The organism is Streptomyces sp. NPDC037290 (genome assembly GCF_055603245.1).
Genome location: NZ_JBVJVZ010000012.1, coordinates 1 through 23,229, shown reverse-complemented (window position 1 = coordinate 23,229; position 23,229 = coordinate 1). Strand labels below are relative to the sequence as shown.

Genomic DNA, 23,229 nt, shown 5'->3' with positions numbered 1-23,229 from the left:
CCGTCCCGCCCGCGAAGACCAGCGACCGCCGCCCGGTCACGGAGGTGTTCCGTGCAACCCGGGCGCAGGGCAGGGGCAGGAACGCCCCCGCGAGATATCGCGCTGATCACGCCACAAGGCTATCGCTCCTCCCCCGGGGCCCGTCATGAGCCGTATGTGTACAAAACCGAGGGGTGAAGTTTGACGTTCTGCACAGGGGTGGGCCGGGGAGCGGTGGCGTATTCGCCGGGCGGGGTCGACGGGGCGCCGTTTGCGCGGGTACGGGGGCGTCCGTTGCGCGAGCAGGGCGCCGACCGCACTCTGAGAACAGGGCACCCCGACACCTGGCACGGCTCCCCGACGCCCGAGGCCGCACCGGAACCGCGACGGCCCCCTTGGCAAGCTCACCCGGTGTTGGCACCTTGCCCAGGGACAGTGCGTCCCGCCAAGGAACACCGGAACACCGGAGTACCCCAAGGAGCCGACATGCCCGCGAAGATCCTGATCGTCACCGGCGACGCGGCGGAGTCCCTGGAAGTCCTCTACCCGTACCAGCGCCTGCGCGAGGAAGGCTACGAGGTCCATATCGCGGCCCCCTCCCGCAAGACGCTCCGCTTCGTCGTCCACGACTTCGAACCCGGCTACGACACCTACACCGAGAAGCCCGGTTACACCTGGCCCGCCGACCTGGCCTTCTCCGACGTGGACCCCGGCGAGTACGCGGCCGTCGTCATCCCCGGCGGCCGGGCCCCCGAGTACCTGCGCAACGACCCCGAACTCCGCAAGATCCTCAAGGCGTTCTTCGACTCCGACAAGCCGGTCGCCCAGATCTGCCACGGCCCGCTGCTCACCGCGGCGATCGACAGCCTGCGCGGCCGCCGGGTCACGGCGTACCCCGCGCTCGAGCCGGACATGCAGGCAGCCGGAGCGGGCTTCCAGGACACCGAGGCCGTGGTCGACGGCACCCTGGTCTCCTCCCGAGCCTGGCCGGACCACCCGGCCTGGATGCGCGAGTTCCTCAAGGTGCTGAGGAGCAAGGCACCGGCGAGCTGAGGGGCGGCCCTGGCGGGGGCGGCCGGAGCGGAACCCGCCGGTTGGGTGCGGTGCGTTGCCACGTGGCGGGTGGTGCGTTGCCGCGCGGCGGGTGGTGCGTTGCCGCGCGGCGGGCGGCAGGTGGCCGGTCCGTAGCGGTAGGCCGCGCAGTTCCCGGCACTCGCGGCTACGCCGCTATTCGCTGCGCTTCCTCCACCGCCTCGGCCAGCGTGTCCACCACCGGCACCCCCACTTCCTCCAGGCTGGCCCGGCTGTGCGATCCCCCGGTGTACAGCACGGCCCGCGCCCCCACTTCCCGCGCCGCGACCGCGTCGTCCGCCGCGTCCCCGATCACCACGGTCCGCGCCGGCTCCGCGAAACCGCTCAGCGCCTGCAGATGCCGCACCATGTGCTCGGCCTTGCTGCCCCCGGACGGCCCCGTACGCCCGTCGACGCGCAGGAAGTGCGCCTCGATCCCGAACCCCCGCACGAGTGGCACCAGTTCCTCGTGCACATACATGCTCAGCAGCGACTGGCTGTGCCCCGCCGACCGCCACCCCGCGAGCAACTCCTCCGCACCCTCGGTCAGAGCGCACCGCACCCGGTGCTCGGCGTAGTACCGGTGGAAGACCCCGTCCATCAGCTCCCACTCGGCGTCGGTGGGCAGCCGGCCGATCAGCCGCTCGTAGAACCTGGGCACCGGCACGCAGTACAGCGACCTGTACTGCTCCAGCGTGATCGGCGCGAGCCCCAGCTCCGCGAAGGCCGCGTTCGTCGCCCCGATGATCGCGTCATTGTCGTGGAACAGCGTGCCGTTCCAGTCCCAGACGATGTGCGCGCTTTGCTGCATCCCCATGCCAAAGACCGTACCCGCCCCCACTGACAACGACGGCCGCCGGCCGACCCGGCCGGGTCAGGCCTGCCCGACCAGGTTGGGGATCTCCTGGGTGGCGTACCACAGCAGCTCGTGATCGTCCGCTCCGTCCACGGCGAACTGCGCGTCGTCGTCCCCGCCGTCGGCCGCCTCCAGCGCCTGTGCCGCCGCGGCCACGTCCTGCTCCGCGTCATCGGCGTCGACATGCACCGCGGCCGCCTTCGCGAGCGGCACGGTCGCCGTCACGGTCACCTCGCCGAGGGCGGTGGGGTCGAGCCCGCGGTCCGGGTCGGCGCTCGCGGCACCGTCGGCCACGTCCACGTCCACGGCGACCACGACCCGGCGCCGTACCGCACCCGGATCCGCCGCGAGCAGCCGCAGCGAGGCCAGCGCGGCCCGGCTGAGCGCGGCGTACTCCAGCTCCTCGAGGTCCTCGGAGAGGTACCACTCGCGCAACGCGGGTGTGACGGCGTACGCGACGAAGGCGCCGCTCCCCAGCTCACCCGTCTTGTGCGCCTCGGCGAGACCGGGGAGGGTCAGGGGGACGTAGACGCGCATGCTGGCCGCTCTTTCCTGCTCAATGGCTCCGCTGAGGCCCCGGGAAGACCGGCTGACGCGTCTCCCGGAGGGCCTTCAGGATACGTGCGGCCGTCCCCTTTCGGGTCTGTGCCCACGCCCTCGGAGCCGTCCACTGCGGGCCGCGCATTCACCCGGGGCACCCGCCACGTCCCACCGCTCACCCCCTCCCGCTTCCCTCGGATAGGTGAACCTCTCGCCCCCTCCCCAGCCCTCCCCGACGTCCTTGCCACCCGGCTCCCGGCCCCCGTACAAGATCCCCACCAGCGAGTTACCGCCCGGTATCAACCGGGCCCGCCGAACGGGGACCCCATGAACAAGGTCATGAGCCGCACCACGGACAAGGCGCCGCGCCGCACCTCCCAGCCCCGACCGCGCCACCGTCCGCCGACCCGTCACGACACCCGCCGCCCGGCAGGAGCTCCGCCCAGGATTCCGCCCCGCCGCCCGACGGCCCACCAGCCGGCCACCGCCCTCACGGCGCCCCACCCGCCCACCGACGCGGAATCGCCCCGCACCCGCCCGACCCCAGGTCCGGAAACGACCGGTACCCGCCCGCCCGCCGCGCCGGAGACGGCCCGCACGACGCCACAGACGGGCGTACGGCAGCTCCAGCCCACCGACCTCTTCGCCGACCGCCTGCTGGCCGTCCTGAGCGGTCAGCGGCCCGTCCACTGGATGCTCCGCCACACCGCGGGCCGCGCCTACGACGATCTGATCCGCCTCGCCGAACGCAGCCCCCTGCGCACGCGCGGTTCCCGCCCCCGCGTCCACGACATCGGCTACTACGTCCCCCGCGACGGCGCCCTCGAGGTCTTCGCCCGTATCGCCGCCGGCGACCGGCTCCGCGCCCTCGCCTTCCGCCTGGAACTCGGCCAGGACCTCCGCTGGCGCTGCACAGCGGTGGAAACCGGCACCCGCCACTAGAGCCTGTCCGGCGGAGGAGGGCGCCGACGCGGAGCGTCAGGGCCGACGACAACGCCGCAGACGGGCGTGCCCCTGCCCCGCGACTCCGGCATGATCCGCCGGCCAGGCCCTGGCAGCCACCAACGCAGCAGGGCCGGGTTCCCAGAGGAACCCGGCCCTGTTGGGCGGCTAACGCGCCGCAGGTCACTTCTTGCGACGCCGTCCGCCCTTGGCCTGCCGCCGCCGCTCGGCACGCGTCAGTCCGTCCGACTCCGACCGCACCGGCTCGTCGTCCTCGAGGTCACGCTCCACGATGCCGCCCTCACCGTCCACGGTCGGCGCCGAGAAGTGCAGATCCCGCCGCTGCGGAACGTCCAGCCCCTTCGCGCGGATCTCCGGACGCGCCCCGGCCTGCGCCGGAACCGTGTCGTGGACACCCTCGCCGACCGGCTCCTCCTCGACCGGGACTTCCTCGACCTGCTGCTCGACCTGGACCTCCAGGTTGAACAGGTAGCCGACGGACTCCTCCTTGATGCCCTCCATCATCGCGGTGAACATGTCGAAGCCCTCGCGCTGGTACTCGACCAGCGGGTCCTTCTGGGCCATCGCGCGCAGGCCGATGCCCTCCTGGAGGTAGTCCATCTCGTAGAGGTGCTCACGCCACTTGCGGTCGAGGACCGACAGCACGACCCGGCGCTCCAGCTCACGCATGATCTCGGAGCCGAGCTGCGTCTCCCGGGCCGCGTACTGCTCGTGGATGTCCTCCTTGATGGACTCCGAGATGAACTCCGCGGTCAGACCCGCCCGGTCACCGGCGGCCTCCTCCAGCTCCTCGACGGTGACCTTGACCGGGTACAGCTGCCGGAAGGCACCCCACAGCCGGTCCAGGTCCCAGTCCTCGGGGAAGCCCTCGGCGGTCTCGGCGGCGATGTACGCGTCGATCGTGTCGTCCATGAAGTGCTGCACCTGCTCGTGCAGGTCCTCGCCCTCCAGGACGCGCCGGCGCTCGCCGTAGATGACCTCACGCTGGCGGTTGAGCACCTCGTCGTACTTCAGGACGTTCTTACGGGTCTCGAAGTTCTGCTGCTCGACCTGCGACTGCGCGGACGCGATCGCGCGCGTGACCATCTTGTTCTCGATCGGCACGTCGTCCGGGACGTTGGCCATGGACATCACACGCTCGACCATCTGGGCCTTGAACAGGCGCATCAGGTCGTCGCCGAGGGAGAGGTAGAAGCGGGACTCACCGGGGTCGCCCTGACGGCCGGAGCGGCCGCGCAGCTGGTTGTCGATCCGGCGCGACTCGTGCCGCTCGGTGCCGAGGACGTAGAGGCCGCCGAGGGACTCGACCTCGTCCTTCTCGGCCTTGACGGCCTGCTCGGCCTTCTCCAGGGCGGCGGGCAGGGCGTGCGCCCACTCCTCGATGTGCTCCTCGGGGTCGAGGCCGCGCTGGCGCAGCTCGGCCTCGGCGAGGTCCTCGGGGTTGCCGCCGAGCTTAATGTCCGTACCACGGCCGGCCATGTTGGTGGCCACGGTCACCGCGCCCTTGCGGCCGGCCTGGGCGACGATCGACGCCTCGCGCTCGTGGTGCTTGGCGTTCAGCACCTCGTGCTGGATGCCGCGCTTGGAGAGCTGCTGCGAGAGGTACTCCGACTTCTCGACGGAGGTCGTGCCGACCAGGATCGGCTGGCCCTTCTCGTGCTTCTCGGCGATGTCGTCGACGACCGCCTCGAACTTGGCGACCTCGGTGCGGTAGATCAGGTCCGACTGGTCCTTGCGGACCATCGGCCTGTTGGTCGGGATCGGGACCACGCCGAGCTTGTAGATCTGGTGGAACTCGGCGGCCTCGGTCATCGCCGTACCGGTCATGCCGGAGAGCTTGTTGTAGAGGCGGAAGAAGTTCTGCAGGGTGATCGTGGCGAGCGTCTGGTTCTCGTCCTTGATGTCCACCCCTTCCTTCGCCTCGATCGCCTGGTGCATGCCCTCGTTGTAGCGGCGGCCGGCGAGGATACGGCCGGTGTGCTCGTCGACGATCATGACCTCGCCGTCGATGACGACGTAGTCCTTGTCGCGCTTGAAGAGCTCCTTGGCCTTGATGGCGTTGTTCAGGTAGCCCACGAGGGGGGTGTTCACCGACTCGTAGAGGTTGTCGATGCCCAGCCAGTCCTCGACCTTGGAGACACCGGACTCGTGGATGGCGACGGTGCGCTTCTTCTCGTCGACGTCGTAGTCGCCGGTCTCCTCGACGCCCTTGAGGGGGTTGCCCGCCTCACCCTTCTTCAGGCGCGTGACGAGCTTGGCGAAGTCGCCGTACCACTTGGTGGCCTGGTCGGCCGGGCCGGAGATGATCAGCGGCGTACGGGCCTCGTCGACCAGGATGGAGTCGACCTCGTCGACGATCGCGAAGTTGTGGCCGCGCTGCACCAGCTCGTCCTTCGACCACGCCATGTTGTCGCGCAGGTAGTCGAAGCCGAACTCGTTGTTCGTGCCGTAGGTGATGTCGCACGCGTACTGCTCGCGGCGCTGGGCCGGCGTCATGTTGGCCAGGATGCAGCCGACGTCCAGGCCCAGGAACTTGTGGACGCGGCCCATCATCTCGGAGTCGCGCTCGGCCAGGTAGTCGTTGACCGTGACGATGTGGACGCCGTCTCCGGAGAGGGCGTTCAGATACGCGGGCAGGGTGCCGACGAGGGTCTTGCCCTCACCGGTCTTCATCTCGGCGACGTAGCCGAGGTGGAGGGCGGCGCCGCCCATCAGCTGCACGTCGTAGTGCCGCTGGCCGAGGACGCGCTTAGCGGCCTCACGGACGGTGGCGAACGCCTCGGGGAGCAGGTCGTCCAGGCTCTCACCATCGGCGTAGCGCTGCTTGTACTCCTCGGTGAGGGCTCGCAGCTCGGCGTCGGAGAGGTCGACGAAGTCCTCTTCGATGGAGTTGACCTGGTCCGCGATGCGGTGCAGCTTGCGCAGGATCTTGCCTTCGCCTGCACGCATGATCTTCGAGAGGACGGACACGGGGGTTTGTCTCCTTGCCGGTCGGGCCTGGGACGGTCGGTTTCCATTTGACGTACTGAGCAACGGCCATCGTATGCGAGGACCCGGCTGGGTCGGGAGGCCTGGCTGCCCGACGGCTGCTTCATCCAGGACAACGGACGGGCCACGGCGATAGTGCCGCATCGGCGCGAGGAATTGCGCGAACTGTGGTCACGCGCTCACGTATAGCGAAATCCGATGGCCCGTATCCGCTCCGCCGAGCACAATCGGGCGATGGAACCCGTCACACTCAGCACGGACCGCCTGGTCCTGCGCACGGTAGGCCCGCACGACACCCAGGCGGTGTACGACGCCGCGCAGGACCCCGACATCCAGCGCTGGACCACGGTGCCCTCGCCGTACCTGCCCGAGCACGCGAGCGGCTTCACCGAACAGCTGGTCCCCGACGGCTGGGCAGACGGTTCGATGTTCACCTTCGGAGTCTTCCTCACCGGCGGGGAACTCTCCGCCATGCTCGGGCTCACCATGCGCTCGCTCGGCGTGGCGGAAGTCGGCTTCTGGGCGGCCAAGGAGCACCGCGGGCACGGCTATGTCACCGAGGCCACGCTCACCGCCTGCCGGTGGATCTTCACCGAGGTCGGTGTCGACCGGGTCGAATGGCGCGCCGAGGTCGGCAACCACGCGTCCCGCTCGGTGGCCGAACGCGCGGGTTTCACCATCGAGGGGACCCTGCGCTCCGCGCTCAACAACAAGGGCGTGCGCCGTGACTGCTGGGTCGGTTCCCTGCTCCCCTCCGACCTGGGTCTGCCGTCCACGGCGCCGTACCTGCCCGCACGTGTCTAGGGCCTGTCCGGCGGGTCAGGCCGGCACCGGGCAACGGCGTCGTGTCAGTGCGGGCAAGTGGGGCATGGTGCGTGCCATGCCCCCGCGACTCCGGCATGACCCGCCGGACAGGCCCTGGCGAAACCGCAGGTCAGCCGGGACTGTCAGTGGCACCCCCTATCGTCCGGGGCATGACGACCCTGCCGCGCCCGACCATCACTCTCACCGCGGACGACGCCCGCCGTATCGCCCTGCGGGCCCAGGGATTCCTCGGTGCGCCCGACCGGCGGGCCGGAGTCCGCGGGGTGCTGCGCCACCTCGGCGCGGTCCAGCTCGACACGATCTCGGTGCTCGCCCGCTCCCATGAGCTCGTGCCCTACGCCCGGCTCGGCGCGGTCGGCCGCAAGACGGTCGAGGCCGCCTACTGGAAGCCCGCAGCCGCGGGCGTGTCGCCCGCGCGTCCGCACGCCTTCGAGTACTGGTCGCACGCGGCGTGCATCCTGCCCATCGAGGAGTGGCCGCACTTCGCCTTCCGCCGCCGCGCCTACCGCGACCGCCCGCACTGGAACCACGAGCTGCCCGAGGGCGCGTACGACCAGGTCCTCAAGCAACTGCGCACGGAGGGCCCGCTGACCTCCACGGAGCTGGGCGGCGCGAAGAAGACCAACGAGTGGTGGGACTGGTCCGGCACCAAGGTCGCGGTGGAGCGCGCGCTGATGTACGGCGAGGTCGTGTGCGTCGAGCGACGCGGCTGGAAGCGGGTGTACGACCTCGCCGAGCGCGCCGTCCCGGACGCGCTGCTGCACGACGAGCTGGACGACGGCGAGTGCCTGCGCCGCCTGGTCCGGCTGGCCGGCGAGTCCCTCGGCGTCGGCACGCGCGCGGACATCGCCGACTACCACCGCCTCAAGGGCGAGCAGGTCGACGCGGTCATCGCCGACTCGGGCCTGGTGCCGGTCGAGGTCGAGGGCTGGTCCAAGCCCGCCTGGGCCGACCCGGCGGCCCTGGCGACACCGCCGCGCGGCCGTCACCGCACCACGCTGCTGTCGCCGTTCGACTCGCTGATCTGGGAGCGGGCGCGGACGGAGCGCATCTTCGGCTTCACCCACCGCCTGGAGGCGTACGTGCCCAAGCCGAAGCGCATCCACGGCTACTTCGCGATGCCGGTGCTCGCGGGCGGCCGGCTGGTCGGGCGGGTGGATCCGGCGCGCGAGGGGCGCACGCTGGTGGCCAGGCAGGTCACGCTGGACGGCCCGAAGTCGGTCCCGGCGGTCGCCGAGGCCCTGGTCGAGGCGGCGAGCTGGGTGAACTGCACGGACGTCCGCGTGGAGCGGGTGGACGCACCCACCCTGCGCGAGCCTCTGACGAGGGAACTCGCCCGCACCCTCGCCTAGCGCACGCGCTACCGCTACCGGATCTCGAGGATCTTCTCCCGCATCGCGTAGACAACGGCCTCCATCCTGGAGTGCAGCTGGAGCTTCTCCAGGATGTTGCGGACGTGGTTCTTCACCGTGTTCTCCGAGATGAACAGCTCCTTGGCGATGTCCCGGTTGTTCATCCCGGTCGCGACGAGCTTGAGGACCTCCAGCTCCCGGTCGGTCAGCCGCGGCGCGGGCACCAGCCGGCGCTCGTCGGTGCGCTGGATCATCGACTTGAACTCGGTGAGGAGCTTGGACGCCATGGACGGGCTGATCTGCGACTGTCCGTCGGCCACCGCGCGAATGGCGGTCGCCACCTCGTCCGTGGAGATCTCCTTCAGGAGGTATCCGGTGGCGCCCGCCTTGATCGCGTCGTAGAGGTCGGCCTCCTCGTCGCTGATCGTCAGCATGATGATCTTCGCGCTGGGAGCAACCTCCTTGATGGAGGTGCAGGCCTCGATCCCGCCGCGCTTGGGCATGCGAACGTCCATCAGCACGATGTCGGGCAGCAGGTCGGCGGCCTTGTCCACGGCCTCGGCGCCGTCTCCGGCCTCGCCGACGACCTGGATGTCCTCCTCGGCAGCGAGCACGATCTCCAGGCCTCGCCGGAAGAGGGCGTGATCGTCCACGACCAGGACTCTGATCGGCTCCGCGCGTACGGCGCCCGTGTCGGGCCGCATGCCGATGACGCCGTCGTCGCCATCCTCGTCCCGCATCGGTCCGAAGGTGTCCGCCATCGTTCCTCCCCCTGAGGCTGTGGCCTGTGGTCCTGTGCCATCGCCAACCCAAGGCAGCGGCCCACCGGTTGGGCCGGTCCGGCCATGATTTCATGCCCGGGCGACACAGAGGTGACGTGCGGGGCGTGAAGTGGTCGCACACAGGTGCCCCTGGGGGCGCACACGCGCTTCCAGGGGCACCCGCTCGACGTGGGTCGGATGTCAGCCGCCCAGCGTGCCACCCGCCGCGGGGGCCTGCGCCTCGGCGACCATCGGGTCCGTACTGAGGTGGATCACACCGTAGTCGTAGGCGTGCCGCCGATAGACGACACTCGGTTCCTTCGTCTCCGCGTCGACGAACAGGTAGAAGTCGTGGCCGACCAGTTCCATCTCGTAGAGGGCCTGGTCGAGGCTCATCGGGGAGGCGACGTGGGTCTTCTCGCGGACGACGAGGGGACCCTCACCCTTGACCTCCAGCGAGCCGATCTTCTTCGTCGGCACTCCCTCCGTGTCTTCCTCCCGGATCGGCAGGCCGTTCCCGCTGAGCGTCGCCGCGCCCGGGACGTGGTCGGGGACCTCGGCCGCCGAGATCCGGCGTGCGCCCCGGCGCGAGAAACGCTTGTCGTGCTGCTTGCGCAGCCGGGCGTCCAGCTTCTCCGCCGCCAGGTCGAGTGCCGCGTACGGATCGCTGGCTGCTGCCTCCGCCCGGATCACCGGACCGCGGGAGCGGAGCGTGATCTCCACTCGATCGCAACGGTCGGCCTGTCGGGGGTTCGGTTCCTTGGACACCTCGACGTCGAGGCTGATCACCTTGGCATCGAGCCTCTGGATCTTCTCCAGCTTCAGCTTCTCGGCCACGTGCTTGCGGAACCGCTCGGGCACCTCGGTCTTGCGGCCTTTGACGACGATGTCCACGCAGAACTCCGTTCCCGGATCACTCCGCTCGGTCGGCGGAGCATCTCCCTTTCGCACCAGGCCCGGTGAGCACCGGACCTCGGACTCGGTGACTTCCACCTCCTCCTCCCCCATGGGCGAGATCTCCACCCCACCGCCACGGGTGATTGCGGAAAACCCCGTGGCACGGCATTCCGATATGAGAGGTGTGGCCTGCGCCTTTCCTCACAACCGAACATATCTCGCCCGGACGGATGTCGTCACCCTCTACTCCCGCGTACCTCCGTTCAGGTGAATTACCCCTCTCACTACCTGCAACGATGCAGGTCAGCGGTCAGTTCCTGTTCAATTCGAAAGAATCCCGCGGAGCGGCGATCACGGCGGCATGGAGTGCATGCCCGGGGGCGTTCCCCGTCGTCTTTTCCGGTGCACCGTGCACCCACTTCTCGCCCTCCGTCCGTGCTCCGATCCGTTGTTCATCCCTTCCTTCCCGAGTTACGGCCCCGTACACGGCTCTGCTCACCCGACTTCGCTCCTCTGCCACCTCCCGCAGGGCCCGTGCCGCCTCCGCGAGGCTGGCACCCGTCGTGATCAGGTCGTCAACGAGCACGACGGGGCCGGAGCCGAGCAGCCGGCCACCGCCCGCCGTCACCTCCAGCGCCCCCGCGAGGTTCGCGAGGCGCCGCTGCGCGTCGAGCCCGGCCTGGTCCGCCACCGGCCGCCGCTGCCGCAACACGGCCGCCACCCTGGCCGGCCTCCCGGCGCGCCGCAGCTCACCGGCCGCCGCGAACGCCATTCGCCGCACCGGATCGTGCCCCCGCGCCCGCACGGCCCACCGGGCGGAAGGCACGGGGACCAGCAGCACGGTCCCCGGGCACCCGGCAGCGGCATCGGCACCGCACCCGTCGAGCCCTGCCCGCACAGCCCCCGCCAGAGCCGCGCCCAGCTCTCCCGCGAGGGCCAGCGCGCCCCGCTCCTTGTGAGCCAGAAGAAGCGCACGCACCTCCTCCGCGTACGGAGCCGCCGCATGAACCACCGGCAGCCCGGCCAGCTCCGGCACCGGCCGCACCCGCCGCGGCACGCGACCGCACAGAGCGGCCCGGCAGCGCGGGCAGAGCACCGTACGAGGTGCCCCGCAGCCCGCGCACTCGGCCGGCAGCACCAGGTCGGTGAGGTCTCGCCACCACCCCCGCATGTCCACCACTGTGCCAACGCCGAAGCGGCCCGGCCACCCCTGTGGACAAGCACCTGTGGACAACCCGGAGGACCGCGCACCACCCATCACCCACACGGGTGAACGGGCGGTGCGCGTCGCGACGCTCAGCCCGGATAGACCGGCGCTGTGCCGTCCTTGTCCACCTTCTGCCACTGCGATCCGGACGGCAGCCGTACGATCCCGTCGTCCTCCGAGTAGGCCACCAGCGGCACCCGCTCGTCCTCGGACGCGGCGATCGCCTTGACGCCGGTGAGCGCGCCGGGCGCCGGCCCGTCGAGCGTGGAGCCGTCGACCTGGACGTACCGCGTCTGCAGCACGCCGCCCTGCTCACGGCCGACGACCAGCAGCCTGCTGTCCCCGGCCCACGACAGGGCGCTGACCTGCTCCAGGTCGGGCGCGGCCGAGCGCAGTTCGACCACCGACGTGCCCTGCCCGGTCCCGTCGTCGCGCTGGATCCGGCCGATGAGCAGGGACTGCTTGCCGTCCTTCTCCACCACCAGCGCGATCCGTACCCCGTCGGCGGCGACCCGCGCGTCCTTGATCCGGCCGGACAGGCCCGCAACCACGACCTCCCGCGGTTTGGCGAGGCCCTGTTCCATGACGTACAGCCTCGGACGGCGCGGGTCGCGGTCGGCCACCCACAGGTCGCCGGGGGCGTCCCAGCTCGGCGTCGTCAGCCGGTCGGCCGCGGTCGCGCCCTGGCTGGTCACCAGCGCGTCCCCGAGCGAACCGCCCGACGCCAGCGACGTCACGTACAACGACCTGCCCTGATCGCCGACGCCGGCGGCGCTGTGCTCGTCCCGCGACACCGCCACCGACTCGAGCGCCTTGTCGCCCTCGCCCAGCGCACCCGGCACCGGAACCGCGTTGGTGGTCGTACTCCCCGTCGGCATGCGCACCAGCCGGTGCTTGCCGTCGAGGTAGTACAGGTTCTCGGGGCTCTTGGCCGCCCCGTGCCACGCGGTGGACTCGGCACGCTCCTCGCTGAGATCGCACAGCCGGTGGCCGCCAGCCCCCTGCAACTCCACGGACTCCAGCGTCGGCGCCAGGTTCCGCAGGGTGAACAGCACCTGCGTCGCCATCTCGGTGCACTTGGGCCCCGCGACCTGGGACGCCTTGAGGTTCAGCGGCACCGTCAGCTTGTTCTGGTCGTCCGGCGCCAGCCCCGACACATCCTTCTGCAGGGCCGCACCGGTCGGGAAGCTGGATCTGACGACCGGCCCCAGCCAGCGGGAGGGCCCGCTCAGCAGCGAGCGGACCGTCTGCGTCATCGGATCCACCTTGCCGCGCACGAACACCGGGTCGGCGACCGCCACCGGCTGCCCCGCCGACCCGACCGCCGTGTCGGAAGCGAAGTAGTACTTGTCGACGGAGGTGTAGTTGCGCTGGAAGTCCGACTTGCCCATGACGACGCCGTCGGGCAGCCCGTCGATGCGCCACTGCCCGTCCTTGGGGCTGCGCGTGAGGTGGACCTTCTTGCGGTAGGCACCGCCAGCCGGCTCGTACGCCAGCTGCTCGTCCACCGTCGCGACCCGGCTGCCCGCCAGCACACAGGTGACGCTGTTGGTCGGCTCCGTGCCGGTGCCCGCCCGGCAGTCCGGCTCGATGCTCGGGCCGCCCGCGAGGACCGTGGTCGACTGTTCCGGCCGCCAGCGGTGTGCCGCGTCGGACGCCAGATACTTGCGGGCCGTGTCGTAGTCAGGGTCGTCACTGGTCAGCGCTTCCAGGAAGCCCTGCATGATCTCGGCGGGCCCGGCGCCCTCGGCCGGCGGCATGGCGAACACCCGGACCCGGGTGTCCTGCCGCGGCGTGGACTCCACGTTCCGCAGATCCCCGCTGTCGGGCATCGAGGCGCACCCGGCCAGCAGTACGGCTCCCAAGGCGGCGTAGACCACTGCGCGTCCCGGCCTGGGCCGGACGCCCCCCTTGCGGTCAGCGCCCACGAAATGCCTCCCCTGGCTTGCTCGAGTCCTCCGCCCGGTCCGCATCCGGCCGGGCCGCGCCCGGGTCGGGTGCCGGAGCCGTGGCGGGCCTGTCGTCCCCGCGCTGGGTGCCGCCGGTGGGCCGGGGCACCACGCGCGCGCCGTTGCCGTTACCGGGCAGTGCGGCCGGGTCGGCGGCGACCAGCCGGGGCCCGGCCGGGGCGCGCGGCGGCAGCGCGGAGGCCTGGGCGCCGCCCTGCTGCACGGGGACGGTCGCCCGCTTCTCCTCGCCCCCGCCGGGCAGACCCGCTGCGTTGAGGCCACGGTTTCGGCGCGAGTCCTTGGGCTCCAGCGGTATCGGCGAGCCCCGCAGCGGCTCGTCGGCGGTCCGGGGCAGCGTCAGCCGGAACTGGGAGCCGCCACCCGGCTCGCCCCAGGCCTGCAGCCAGCCGCCGTGCAGCCGCGCGTCCTCCAGGGCGATCGACAGGCCGAGGCCCGTACCGCCCGTGGTACGCGCGCGTGCCGGGTCCGCCCGCCAGAAGCGGCTGAAGACACGCGTCGCCTCGCCGGGCTTGAGTCCCACGCCGTAGTCGCGCACCGCGACGGCGACCGCGCCGCCCGCCGCGGCGAGCTTGACGACGACGTCCCTGCCCTCGCCGTGCTCGACGGCGTTGACGACGAGGTTGCGCAGCACGCGCTCCACCCGCCGGGCGTCGGCCTCGGCGACGACGGGCTGCTGATCGCCGACCACGCGTATGTGCGTGCCCTTACGCTCGGCGAGCGGCTCGGCGCCGCTGACCACGCGCCGGACGACATCCCTGAGGTCTATCGGCTCGGCCTCCAGCGCCGCCGCCCCCGCGTCGAAGCGGCTGATCTCCAGCAGGTCCGCGAGCAGTGACTCGAAGCGGTCCAGCTGGTCGGCGAGCAGTTCGGCCGACCGCGCGGTCACCGGATCGAAGTCCTCGCGCGCCTCATGGATGACGTCGGCGGCCATACGGACGGTCGTCAGCGGCGTACGCAGCTCGTGCGAGACGTCCGACACGAACCGGCGCTGCATCCGCGACAGGTCCTCCAGCTGCTGGATCTTCACCTGGAGGTTCTGCGCCATCTTGTTGAAGGCCTCACCCAGACGCGCGATGTCGTCCTCGCCGGTGACCTTCATCCGCTCCTGCAGCCGCCCGGCGGACAGCCGCTCCGCGATCCCGGCCGCCATCCGCACCGGCGTGACGACCTGCCGCACCACCAGCCAGGCGATCGCGCCGAGCAGCACGACGACGAACAGCCCGGCGGTCGCGAGCGTGCCCTTGACCAGGCTCAGTGACTTCTCCTCCTGCGTGAGCGGGAAAAGGTAGTACAGCTCGTACGGCCGCCCGTTGGGGTCGTTGACCTGCTTGCCGATGACCAGCGCCGGCTGCGAGTCCTTGCCGTTGGAGTACACGATCCGGCTGTAGCTCTGGGCGGCGGTCGTTCCGCTGTTGACCCGATCGCGCAGGTCGGCGGGCACGCTGGAGGTCGGATTGACGTTCCCCGAACCGCGCGGGCTGCGTCCGCCGCCGCTGTCGTCCCCGACGGGCAGCGTGACGACGTCGAAGGCGCCCGCACCGCCGCTGGACAGCGACTCCACGAGGTCGCTCATCCACTGGATGACGTTCTGCGACTGCCGGCCGTCCACGGACGCCGTGCCGTCGGGGGTGCCGGTCCCGGTAGCACCGGCGCCGGCACCGCTACCGGCGCCGCTGGCCGCCTCGTCGGCCCTCTGCTTGGCCACCGCGAAGCCGCCAGTGGCCTGGCTCTGCGAGGCCTTCACCTTCGCGTCCAGCAGGCCGTTGCGCACCTGCCCGATCACGACGAATCCGAGCAGCAGGACGACACCCAGGGACATCACCAGCGTCGTCGCGACGACGCGCAGCTGGATGTTGCGCCGCCACAGCCGCATCACCGGCAGCAGCGGACGGCGCACCCAGCGCAAAAGCAGCCTGATGACCGGGCTGCGCTGGACCCCGCCCTCGAGCAGACCGCCCTCGAAGAGACTCCTGAAACGCGCACCCGCCGTCCGGCCGACAGGCCGCTCCGGACGGGCCCCGGACCGGCCGGGAGCCGAAGCGGCACTGTCCCCGGACATGTCAGCTCGGTCCGGCCTTGTAACCGACACCACGGACGGTCACCACGATCTCCGGCCGCTCCGGGTCCTTCTCGACCTTGGAACGCAGCCGCTGGACGTGCACGTTGACAAGCCGCGTGTCGGCGGCGTGCCGGTAGCCCCACACCTGCTCGAGGAGCACCTCGCGCGTGAACACCTGCCACGGCTTGCGGGCGAGTGCGACCAGCAGGTCGAACTCCAGCGGGGTCAGCGCGATCGACTGCCCGTTCCGCTTCACCGAGTGCCCGGCCACGTCGATGACCAGGTCACCGATGGTCAGCTGCTCCGGGGCCGGCTCCTCCGACCGCCGCAGCCGCGCCCGGATCCGGGCGACCAGCTCCTTCGGCTTGAACGGCTTGACGATGTAGTCGTCGGCGCCCGACTCCAGGCCCACGACCACGTCGACGGTGTCGCTCTTCGCCGTGAGCATCACGATCGGCACCCCGGACTCCGCCCGGATCAGCCGGCACACCTCGATGCCGTCCCGCCCGGGCAGCATCAGGTCCAGCAGCACCAGATCGGGCTTGGTCTCCCGAAAAGCGGCCAGCGCCTTGTCGCCGTCGGCTACAAAAGACGGCTCAAAACCTTCACCACGCAGCACGATCCCGAGCATCTCGGCCAGTGCGGTGTCGTCGTCGACGACAAGGACTCGTCCCTTCATAAACGACATCATCCCATTAGCTAATCGTTACCTGGCGTGACCTGGCACACAGCTCGGCAAGAGCCTCGGCTGTCACGGGTGAAACGGCTCCCTCCTCGGTGACGATGGCCGTCACCAGCTCGGGCGGCGTCACGTCGAACGCCGGGTTGTACGCCTGGGTCCCCAGGGGTGCCACCGGAATCCCGCCTCCTGCTCCCGTCACCGGCACCTGGGGTGCTGTGACCTCGGTCACCTCGAAGCCGGCTCGCTGCTCGACCTCGATGGACGCACCGTCAGGTGTGTCCGGGTCGACCGTCGTCACCGGCGCCACCACGATGAACGGCACATGGTGGTACCGCGCCAGCACCGCGAGCGGATAGCTCCCCACCTTGTTCGCCACCGAGCCGTCGGCCGCGATCCGGTCCGCACCGATCAGCACCGCGTCCACCTCACCCGCCGCGAACAGGGAACCCGCCGCGTTGTCGGTGAGCAAGGTGTACGCCATTCCACTGCGGGCCGCTTCGTACGCCGTCAGGCGAGCACCTTGCAGCAACGGACGCGTTTCGTCCACCCACAGCCGCCGCAGCCGCCCCTCGCGGTGCGCCGCCAGGGCCACCGCGAACGCCGTGCCCTCGCCGCCCGACACCAGCGAACCGCTGTTGCAGTGGGTGAGAATCCGGTGCCCGCCACCGGACAGCAACTCGTCCAGGAGCGCCAGACCGTGGGCCGCCATCCGGGAGCTGGCCTCGGCGTCCTCCCGGTGCAGCGTCCGCGCCGCGCCCAGCGCCGCCGCGGCCGCCTCCGTGGCGTCGCCGGTCCTCGCCAGCGCCGCCTCGTACGCGGCCCGGGCCCGGCGCACGCCCACGGAGAGGTTCACCGCCGTGGGCCGGGCGCCCTCGAGCGCTCGTGCCGCCTCGGCCACGTCGAAGCCACGTGCGGCGGCGAGCGCGACACCGTACGCCCCCGCGATCCCCAGCAGCGGAGCCCCGCGCACGGCGAGCGCACGGATCGCCTCCACCAGCGCCGACGCGTCCGTGCACACCAGCTCGACCTCCTCGGCCGGCAGCCTCGTCTGATCGAGGAGGACCAGTACAGGGCCCTCGGGTGGCTCCTCCCATCGGATCGCAGGTATCTCGGTCGACCGCTTGTCCCCGTCGGTTCGCGCCTGCTGATCAGCCATGCGGTCAGTCTGCCCCGGATCCGGCGGACAATTGAAGGGATCCGGGCCCTACCGCGGCCGGTCACCCGGTGACCACCCCATGGCACGATGGCTGCCAACCTGCCACCGCGACCGCGGACGGGCACCGAGAAGGAGCTTCGATGACAGACACTCCGGGCTGGGCCTCGCCCGGATCCGCCCCGTCCGAGGGGCGGGAACCCGGCGCGTCCGGCCCCGCCGAGCCTGCCGACCGCCCCGGCGACACCGCACCCGCACCGCAGCCGGGCGCGAACGCGCAGGGTCCAGGCGTGAAGTGGTCCAAGGAGCAGCCGCCACCGGGCCAGTGGTCCGCACCCACCGGTGCCCCCAGCCCCAACCAGACCCCGCCGCCCCCGCCGCCCGGTCCGGGCTGGGGTGGCCGGCCGCACCTGGGCCCCGGCCCCGGCGGCTACGGAGCCTGGGGCGGCGGCTGGGGCGGTCCCCCGCCCGCGGCCAAGCCCGGCGTCATCCCGCTGCGCCCGCTCGGCGTCGGCGAGATCCTCGACGGCGCCGTCTCCACCATGCGCACCCACTGGCGCGCGGTGCTCGGCCTCTCGCTCGCGGTCGCTCTGTTCACGACCGTCACCCTCGTCCTCGTGCAGGGCTTCGTCCTGACCGGCGCCGTCGCACAGATCCAGCTCGGCAGCCGGAACGCCAATCCCGACGATGTCTACCGGGCCCTGCCCGACATGATGGCCGGCACCGGCGTCGTCACGGTGATCTCCGCGATCGCCGTGATCATCGCGACCGCCATGCTCACGACCATCACCAGCCGCGCGGTCCTCGGCAGGCCGGTCAGCATCGGGGAGGCGTGGCGTGACGCCCGCCCGCAGATCCCGAAGCTGTTCGGCCTGATCCTCCTGCTGGGCCTGATCACCATCGGCGTGTGGGTCGCCGGAGCGCTGCCCGGCATTGTCGTCATGCTCGCCGGCGGCGACGTCGTCGCGGGGGCGGGCCTGCTGGCCCTGGGCTTCCTCGCAGCCGCCGTCGTCACGACGTGGCTGGTGATCCGCTTCTGCCTGTCCACGCCCGCCCTGATGCTGGAACGGCAGAGCATCGTGAAGGCCATGAGCCGCTCGGCGAAGCTGGTACGCGGCTCCTGGTGGCGTACCTTCGGCATTCTGCTGCTCACCGGGCTCATCGTCAGGATCGTCCAGGCCCTCATCGCCATCCCCTTCACCGTCATCGGGGTCGCCGTGAGCAACGACGGGATCAACGACCTGCTCGGCACCAGTGGCGGACACCCCGGCTGGACGTCCCTGATCATCCAGGGAGTCGGGACACTGATCGGCGGCGCCCTCACCCTGCCGATCAGCGCGGGCGTCACCGTGCTCCTCTACATCGACCAGCGCATCCGCCGCGAAGCCCTCGATCTGGAGCTGGCCCGCGCAGCTGGTGTCCAGGCGTCCGGCACCGGCGTGCCCCGTCCCGTCCCTGGGAGCTGATGCGGTGAGTCCCACGGGGGGAGTGCTCACGGCGGCGGCCTCGTCCGGCGCCGGCGAAACGGTCGTGCGAGGCCTGCTGCGCGCCGCGCACACGGCCGTCCGCGCAGCCGGCGGCTCGGGAGACCAGCCGCCCGTGACCATCCCGCGGGGGCCCGCACGGGAGGCGGCTCGCCGCGAGCTGTCCAAGCGGATGTACCACGAGAACGATCCCGGACTGTTCCAGCGCGCGCTGAACGCGTTCTGGAACTGGCTCGACCGGCTGTTCAGCTCGGCCTCCTCGGCGACCCCCGGCGGCATGGTCGGCCTGATCGTCGTCGTCCTGTTCGTCGTTGCCGTGCTGGCCGCCCTGTGGTGGCGCCTCGGGACCCCGCGTCGGCAACCCTCCTCCGCCGCCGTCCTGTTCGACGACCGCCCCCGCAGCGCCGCCGAACACCGCGCGGCCAGCGAGGCACACGCCGCCCAGGGCCACTGGAACCAGGCCCTGCAGGAACGCATGCGGGCCATCGTCCGCTCCCTGGAGGAACGGACCCTGCTGGACGCCCGCCCCGGCCGCACCGCCGACGAGGCAGCCGCCGAGGCAGGACGTGCCCTGCCTACGCACACGGACGGACTGCGCGCCGCGGCCCGCGAGTTCGACGACGTGACATACGGCGGACGCACGGCGACCGAGCAGTCGTACCGCCGCGTCGCCGAACTCGACCGCGACCTCGAACGCACCAGGCCCGCCCTCGCCCACAGCACCACCAGCACGGCCCCCAGCACCCACCAGGGGGCCGCCGAGTGACCGCCGAGGCCACGCTGCCGTCGACCTCCACCGCGCCGACCGTCCGTCAGGTGTGGACTCGCGCGCGGGGCGTCACGCTCGCCGTCGTGCTGATCCTGGCGGCGGCCGTCGCCATGGCGGCCGTACGCTCCACCGCCCGGCACGGCGAGCTGGACCCGCGCTCCGCCGACCCGTACGGCAGCCGGGCCGTCTCCCAACTCCTCGCCGACCGGGGCGTCTCCACGCGTGTGGTCACCACCCTCGGTGCGGTACGCACGACCGCCGGCCCGGACACCACTGTCCTGGTCGCGGTACCCGACCTGCTGACTACCCGTCAACAAGACCGGTTGCGCAAGGCAACCGCCGCCTCCGGTGGGCGCACCGTCCTCGTCGCGGCCGGCAGCTCGTCCGTCCAGCGACTGGCTCCAGGAGTGAGCGCGGACCCGGCCACCAGCCCCGGCACGACACTCGCCCCCGACTGCACCCTGCCCGAAGCCCGGCGCGCGGGCAGCGCCGACACCGGCGGGATCCGCTACACCACCACCCACCTCGACGCGGCCTCCTGCTACCCCAGCGCGCGCCTCGCCACCCTGCTGCGCATCCCCGAGGCGTCCGGGGGCGGTGACACCGTCGTGCTCGGCGCGCCGGACATCCTCTACAACGACCGCCTCGGCAACGAGGGCAACGCCTCGCTCGCCCTCCAACTCCTCGGTTCCCGCCCCCATCTGGTCTGGTACCTCCCCTCGCTCTCCGACGCCTCGGCCACCGGCACCGGCGACCAGAAGAACTTCCTCGACCTGCTTCCCTCGGGCTGGCTCTGGGGGGCCCTGCAGCTGTTCGTCGCAGCGGTCCTCGCCGCCTTCTGGCGGGCACGCCGCTTCGGCCCCCTCGTGCCCGAGAAACTCCCCGTCGTGATCCGCGCCTCCGAGACCGCCGAAGGCCGCGCCCGCCTCTACCGCAAGGCCAACGCCCGCGACCGCGCCGCCGCCGCTCTCCGCTCCACGACCCGCACCCGTCTCGCCCCCCTCGTCGGCGTCCCCGTCCCCCAGGCGCACACGCCCGAGGCCTTGCTCCCCGCCCTGTCCGCCCACCTCTCCGGCGACGGACAGGCCTTGCACGCCCTCCTCTTCGGACCGCCGCCCGGCGACGACGCGGCCCTGATCGCACTGACCGACCAACTCGACGCCCTCGAAAGAGAGGTACGCCGTTCATGATGGACCCGACCACTGACAATGCCGGGAACACCGGGGACGCGGGCACCGCCCGAGCATCCCTGGAGGCCCTGCGCGCCGAGATCGCCAAAGCCGTGGTCGGCCAGGATCCCGCCGTGACCGGCCTCGTCGTCGCTCTCCTCTGCCGCGGACACGTTCTCCTTGAAGGAGTCCCTGGAGTCGCCAAAACGTTGCTCGTCCGCGCCCTGGCATCCGCACTCGAACTCGACACCAAGCGCGTCCAGTTCACCCCCGACCTGATGCCGAGCGACGTCACCGGCTCCCTCGTCTACGACACCCGCACCGCCGAGTTCTCCTTCCAGCCCGGACCGGTCTTCACCAACCTCCTCCTCGCGGACGAAATCAACCGCACCCCTCCCAAGACGCAGTCCTCCCTCCTCGAAGCCATGGAGGAGCGCCAGGTCACAGTCGACGGCACCCCGCGCCCGCTCCCCGATCCCTTCCTGGTCGCGGCGACCCAGAACCCCGTCGAGTACGAGGGCACGTATCCGCTCCCCGAAGCCCAACTGGACCGTTTCCTGCTCAAGCTGACGGTCCCTCTGCCCTCACGGCAGGACGAGATCGACGTCCTCACCCGACACGCCTCGGGCTTCAACCCGCGCGACCTGCGCGCCGCCGGCGTACGCCCCGTGGCCGGCCCCGCCGATCTGGAAGCGGCCCGCGCCGCCGTCGCCAAGACGACCGTGTCTCCCGAGATCACCGCCTACGTCGTGGACATCTGCCGCGCCACCCGCGAGTCGCCCTCTCTCACCCTCGGCGTCTCCCCGCGCGGCGCCACCGCCCTCCTGGCCACCTCGCGTGCCTGGGCCTGGCTGACGGGCCGCGACTACGTCATCCCCGACGACGTCAAAGCCCTCGCCCTGCCGACTCTGCGGCACCGGGTCCAACTCCGCCCCGAAGCGGAGATGGAAGGCGTGACGGCGGACTCCGTCATCAACGCCATCCTCGCCCACGTCCCGGTCCCCCGCTGATGGCGCTCACCGGACGCGCCGCACTCCTTGCGGCCCTCGGCTCGATCCCCCTCGGCATCCTGGAGCCCGGCTGGACAGGGATGCTCGCGGTCAACGGCCCGCTGGCCCTCGCCTGCGCCTGCGACTACGCGCTCGCCGCGCCCGTACGACGCCTCGTCCTGGACCGGTCCGGCGACACCTCCACCCGCCTCGGCGAGACCGCTGACGTCACCCTCACGATCACCAACCCGTCCCGTCGCCTCCTGCGGGCACGGGTGCGGGACGCCTGGCCGCCCAGCAGCTGGCAGCCCGGCACCGAGATCGACGCCTCCCGCCACCGTCTGACCGTCCCCCCGGGCGAACGCAGACGCGTGACGACGAGGCTGCGCCCCACCCGCCGCGGCGACCGCCAGGCCGACCGCGTCACGATCCGCTCCTACGGCCCACTCGGCCTGTTCTCCCGCCAAGGCACCCACAAACTGCCCTGGTCGGTACGCGTCCTGCCGCCCTTCACGAGCCGAAAGCACCTCCCGTCGAAACTCGCCCGACTGCGTGAACTCGACGGTCGTACCTGCGTGCTGACACGCGGTGAGGGAACGGAGTTCGACAGCCTGCGCGAGTACGTCCCCGGAGACGACACCCGCTCGATCGACTGGCGGGCCACCGCCCGCCAGTCCGCCGTCGCCGTCCGCACCTGGCGCCCGGAGCGCGACCGGCACATCCTGCTCGTGCTGGACACCGGCCGGACCTCCGCCGGACGCGTCGGCGACGCACCACGGCTGGACGCCTCCATGGACGCGGCACTCCTCCTCGCGGCACTGGCCTCCCGAGCCGGCGACCGCGTGGCGATGCTGGCCTACGACCGCCGGGTACGAGCCCTGGTCCAGGCCCGCTCGGCGGGGGACGTGCTGCCGGGCCTGGTGAACGCGATGGCCACGCTGGAACCGGAACTGGTCGAGACCGACGCCCGGGGGCTCACCGCAACGGCTCTGCGTACGGCGCCTCGCCGGTCGCTGATCGTGCTGTTCACGACGCTGGACGCCGCTCCGGTGGAACAGGGCCTGCTCCCCGTCCTCCCGCAGCTCACTCAGCGGCACACGCTCCTGGTCGCCTCGGTGGCCGACCCGCACATCGCCCGCATGGCCGAAGCACGAGGGAACGCGGAGGCGGTCTACGAGGCCGCAGCGGCGGCTCAGGCGCAGAGCGAACGGCAGCGCACCGCGGAACAGCTACGACGGCACGGTGTGACCGTCGTGGACGCGACACCGGAGGATCTGGCGCCGGCGCTGGCGGACGCGTATCTGGCTCTGAAGGCAGCGGGTCGGCTCTAGATCTCTTGGTCCGTTCCGGCTCCGCCGCCCTGGGGGGAAATGTGTGTACTGCGGAATTACGAGCCCTGAACGCAGAAAGGCCCACGCCGTCCGGCGTGGGCCTTTCTCAAAAATTGTTCGGCGGTGTCCTACTCTCCCACAGGGTCCCCCCTGCAGTACCATCGGCGCTGTGAGGCTTAGCTTC

At 71.4% G+C, this 23,229-nt stretch carries 19 protein-coding genes and 1 rRNA gene; 9 read left to right on the top strand and 11 right to left on the bottom strand.

What is annotated here, in order from left to right:
• Positions 1-465 precede the first annotated feature (465 nt).
• The gene (locus tag ACZ7HQ_RS32305) at positions 466-1,032 is read left to right on the top strand and encodes a DJ-1/PfpI family protein (RefSeq protein ID WP_470997635.1); all 567 of its coding nucleotides are present in this window, start codon (positions 466-468) and stop codon (positions 1,030-1,032) included.
• Positions 1,033-1,198: 166 nt separating this feature from the next.
• On the opposite strand, the gene ACZ7HQ_RS32300 is transcribed toward ACZ7HQ_RS32305, so the two are convergent.
• Both ACZ7HQ_RS32300 and ACZ7HQ_RS32295 read right to left on the bottom strand, forming a co-directional pair.
• Positions 1,199-1,867 (bottom strand): HAD family hydrolase, encoded by a 669-nt coding sequence (locus tag ACZ7HQ_RS32300; RefSeq protein ID WP_470997632.1) that lies wholly within the window; start codon positions 1,865-1,867, stop codon positions 1,199-1,201.
• A 57-nt stretch (positions 1,868-1,924) separates the two neighbouring features.
• Positions 1,925-2,443, bottom strand: a complete 519-nt coding sequence (locus ACZ7HQ_RS32295; protein WP_470997629.1) for a DUF6912 family protein — start codon at positions 2,441-2,443, stop codon at positions 1,925-1,927.
• A gap of 330 nt (positions 2,444-2,773) precedes the next feature.
• Between ACZ7HQ_RS32295 and ACZ7HQ_RS32290 the strand changes: the two genes are divergently transcribed.
• Positions 2,774-3,388, top strand: a complete 615-nt coding sequence (locus ACZ7HQ_RS32290; RefSeq protein WP_470997626.1) for an Rv3235 family protein — start codon at positions 2,774-2,776, stop codon at positions 3,386-3,388.
• Between the two features lie 183 nt (positions 3,389-3,571).
• On the opposite strand, the gene secA is transcribed toward ACZ7HQ_RS32290, so the two are convergent.
• Positions 3,572-6,379, bottom strand: coding sequence for a preprotein translocase subunit SecA (gene secA, locus ACZ7HQ_RS32285; RefSeq protein WP_470997623.1), 2,808 nt, complete (start codon positions 6,377-6,379; stop codon positions 3,572-3,574).
• Positions 6,380-6,631: 252 nt separating this feature from the next.
• On the opposite strand from secA, the gene ACZ7HQ_RS32280 reads away from it, so the two are divergent.
• Positions 6,632-7,201, top strand: coding sequence for a GNAT family N-acetyltransferase (locus ACZ7HQ_RS32280; RefSeq protein ID WP_470997620.1), 570 nt, complete (start codon positions 6,632-6,634; stop codon positions 7,199-7,201).
• A gap of 170 nt (positions 7,202-7,371) precedes the next feature.
• Positions 7,372-8,574, top strand: coding sequence for a winged helix-turn-helix domain-containing protein (locus tag ACZ7HQ_RS32275; RefSeq protein ID WP_470997616.1), 1,203 nt, complete (start codon positions 7,372-7,374; stop codon positions 8,572-8,574).
• Positions 8,575-8,588: 14 nt separating this feature from the next.
• Here ACZ7HQ_RS32275 and ACZ7HQ_RS32270 read toward each other — a convergent pair whose 3' ends face one another.
• The 7 genes from ACZ7HQ_RS32270 to mtnA form a co-directional block, all read right to left on the bottom strand.
• Complete coding sequence (locus tag ACZ7HQ_RS32270) at positions 8,589-9,335, bottom strand: response regulator (protein ID WP_470997613.1); 747 nt, start codon at positions 9,333-9,335, stop codon at positions 8,589-8,591.
• A gap of 201 nt (positions 9,336-9,536) precedes the next feature.
• Positions 9,537-10,229, bottom strand: coding sequence for a ribosome hibernation-promoting factor, HPF/YfiA family (hpf, locus tag ACZ7HQ_RS32265; RefSeq protein ID WP_470997611.1), 693 nt, complete (start codon positions 10,227-10,229; stop codon positions 9,537-9,539).
• 313 nt (positions 10,230-10,542) lie between these two features.
• The gene (locus ACZ7HQ_RS32260) at positions 10,543-11,403 is read right to left on the bottom strand and encodes a ComF family protein (RefSeq protein WP_470997608.1); all 861 of its coding nucleotides are present in this window, start codon (positions 11,401-11,403) and stop codon (positions 10,543-10,545) included.
• 125 nt (positions 11,404-11,528) lie between these two features.
• The gene (locus ACZ7HQ_RS32255; RefSeq protein WP_470997605.1) at positions 11,529-13,367 is read right to left on the bottom strand and encodes an LpqB family beta-propeller domain-containing protein; all 1,839 of its coding nucleotides are present in this window, start codon (positions 13,365-13,367) and stop codon (positions 11,529-11,531) included.
• The gene (gene mtrB, locus ACZ7HQ_RS32250) at positions 13,357-15,468 is read right to left on the bottom strand and encodes an MtrAB system histidine kinase MtrB (protein ID WP_470997602.1); all 2,112 of its coding nucleotides are present in this window, start codon (positions 15,466-15,468) and stop codon (positions 13,357-13,359) included. Before mtrB ends, ACZ7HQ_RS32255 begins: the two co-directional genes overlap by 11 nt.
• A gap of 1 nt (position 15,469) precedes the next feature.
• Positions 15,470-16,159: a two-component system response regulator MtrA gene (gene mtrA, locus ACZ7HQ_RS32245; protein WP_470997599.1), complete on the bottom strand. Its 690-nt coding sequence runs from the start codon at positions 16,157-16,159 to the stop codon at positions 15,470-15,472.
• Positions 16,160-16,163: 4 nt separating this feature from the next.
• On the bottom strand, positions 16,164-17,306 hold the full coding sequence (gene mtnA, locus ACZ7HQ_RS32240; protein WP_470997596.1) for an S-methyl-5-thioribose-1-phosphate isomerase: 1,143 nt from the start codon (positions 17,304-17,306) through the stop codon (positions 16,164-16,166).
• Positions 17,307-17,446: 140 nt separating this feature from the next.
• Here mtnA and ACZ7HQ_RS32235 point away from each other — a divergent pair, with 140 nt between their 5' ends.
• Genes ACZ7HQ_RS32235 through ACZ7HQ_RS32215 form a run of 5 tightly spaced genes read left to right on the top strand, consistent with a single transcriptional unit; the run spans position 17,447 to position 23,045 of the window.
• Complete coding sequence (locus tag ACZ7HQ_RS32235; protein WP_470997593.1) at positions 17,447-18,769, top strand: DUF7847 domain-containing protein; 1,323 nt, start codon at positions 17,447-17,449, stop codon at positions 18,767-18,769.
• A gap of 4 nt (positions 18,770-18,773) precedes the next feature.
• Positions 18,774-19,553 carry a DUF4129 domain-containing protein gene (locus ACZ7HQ_RS32230; RefSeq protein ID WP_470997590.1) on the top strand — a complete coding sequence of 260 codons (780 nt, stop codon included), beginning with the start codon at positions 18,774-18,776 and terminating at the stop codon, positions 19,551-19,553.
• Positions 19,550-20,746 (top strand): DUF4350 domain-containing protein, encoded by a 1,197-nt coding sequence (locus ACZ7HQ_RS32225; protein WP_470997589.1) that lies wholly within the window; start codon positions 19,550-19,552, stop codon positions 20,744-20,746. Before ACZ7HQ_RS32230 ends, ACZ7HQ_RS32225 begins: the two co-directional genes overlap by 4 nt.
• A complete protein-coding gene (locus tag ACZ7HQ_RS32220) occupies positions 20,746-21,735 on the top strand; it encodes an AAA family ATPase (protein ID WP_470997956.1) in 990 nt (329 codons plus the stop codon). Before ACZ7HQ_RS32225 ends, ACZ7HQ_RS32220 begins: the two co-directional genes overlap by 1 nt.
• Positions 21,735-23,045, top strand: a complete 1,311-nt coding sequence (locus ACZ7HQ_RS32215) for a DUF58 domain-containing protein (protein ID WP_470997586.1) — start codon at positions 21,735-21,737, stop codon at positions 23,043-23,045. Before ACZ7HQ_RS32220 ends, ACZ7HQ_RS32215 begins: the two co-directional genes overlap by 1 nt.
• Positions 23,046-23,160: 115 nt before the next feature.
• On the opposite strand, the gene rrf is transcribed toward ACZ7HQ_RS32215, so the two are convergent.
• A 5S ribosomal RNA gene (rrf, locus tag ACZ7HQ_RS32210) occupies positions 23,161-23,229 on the bottom strand; the annotation flags it as partial.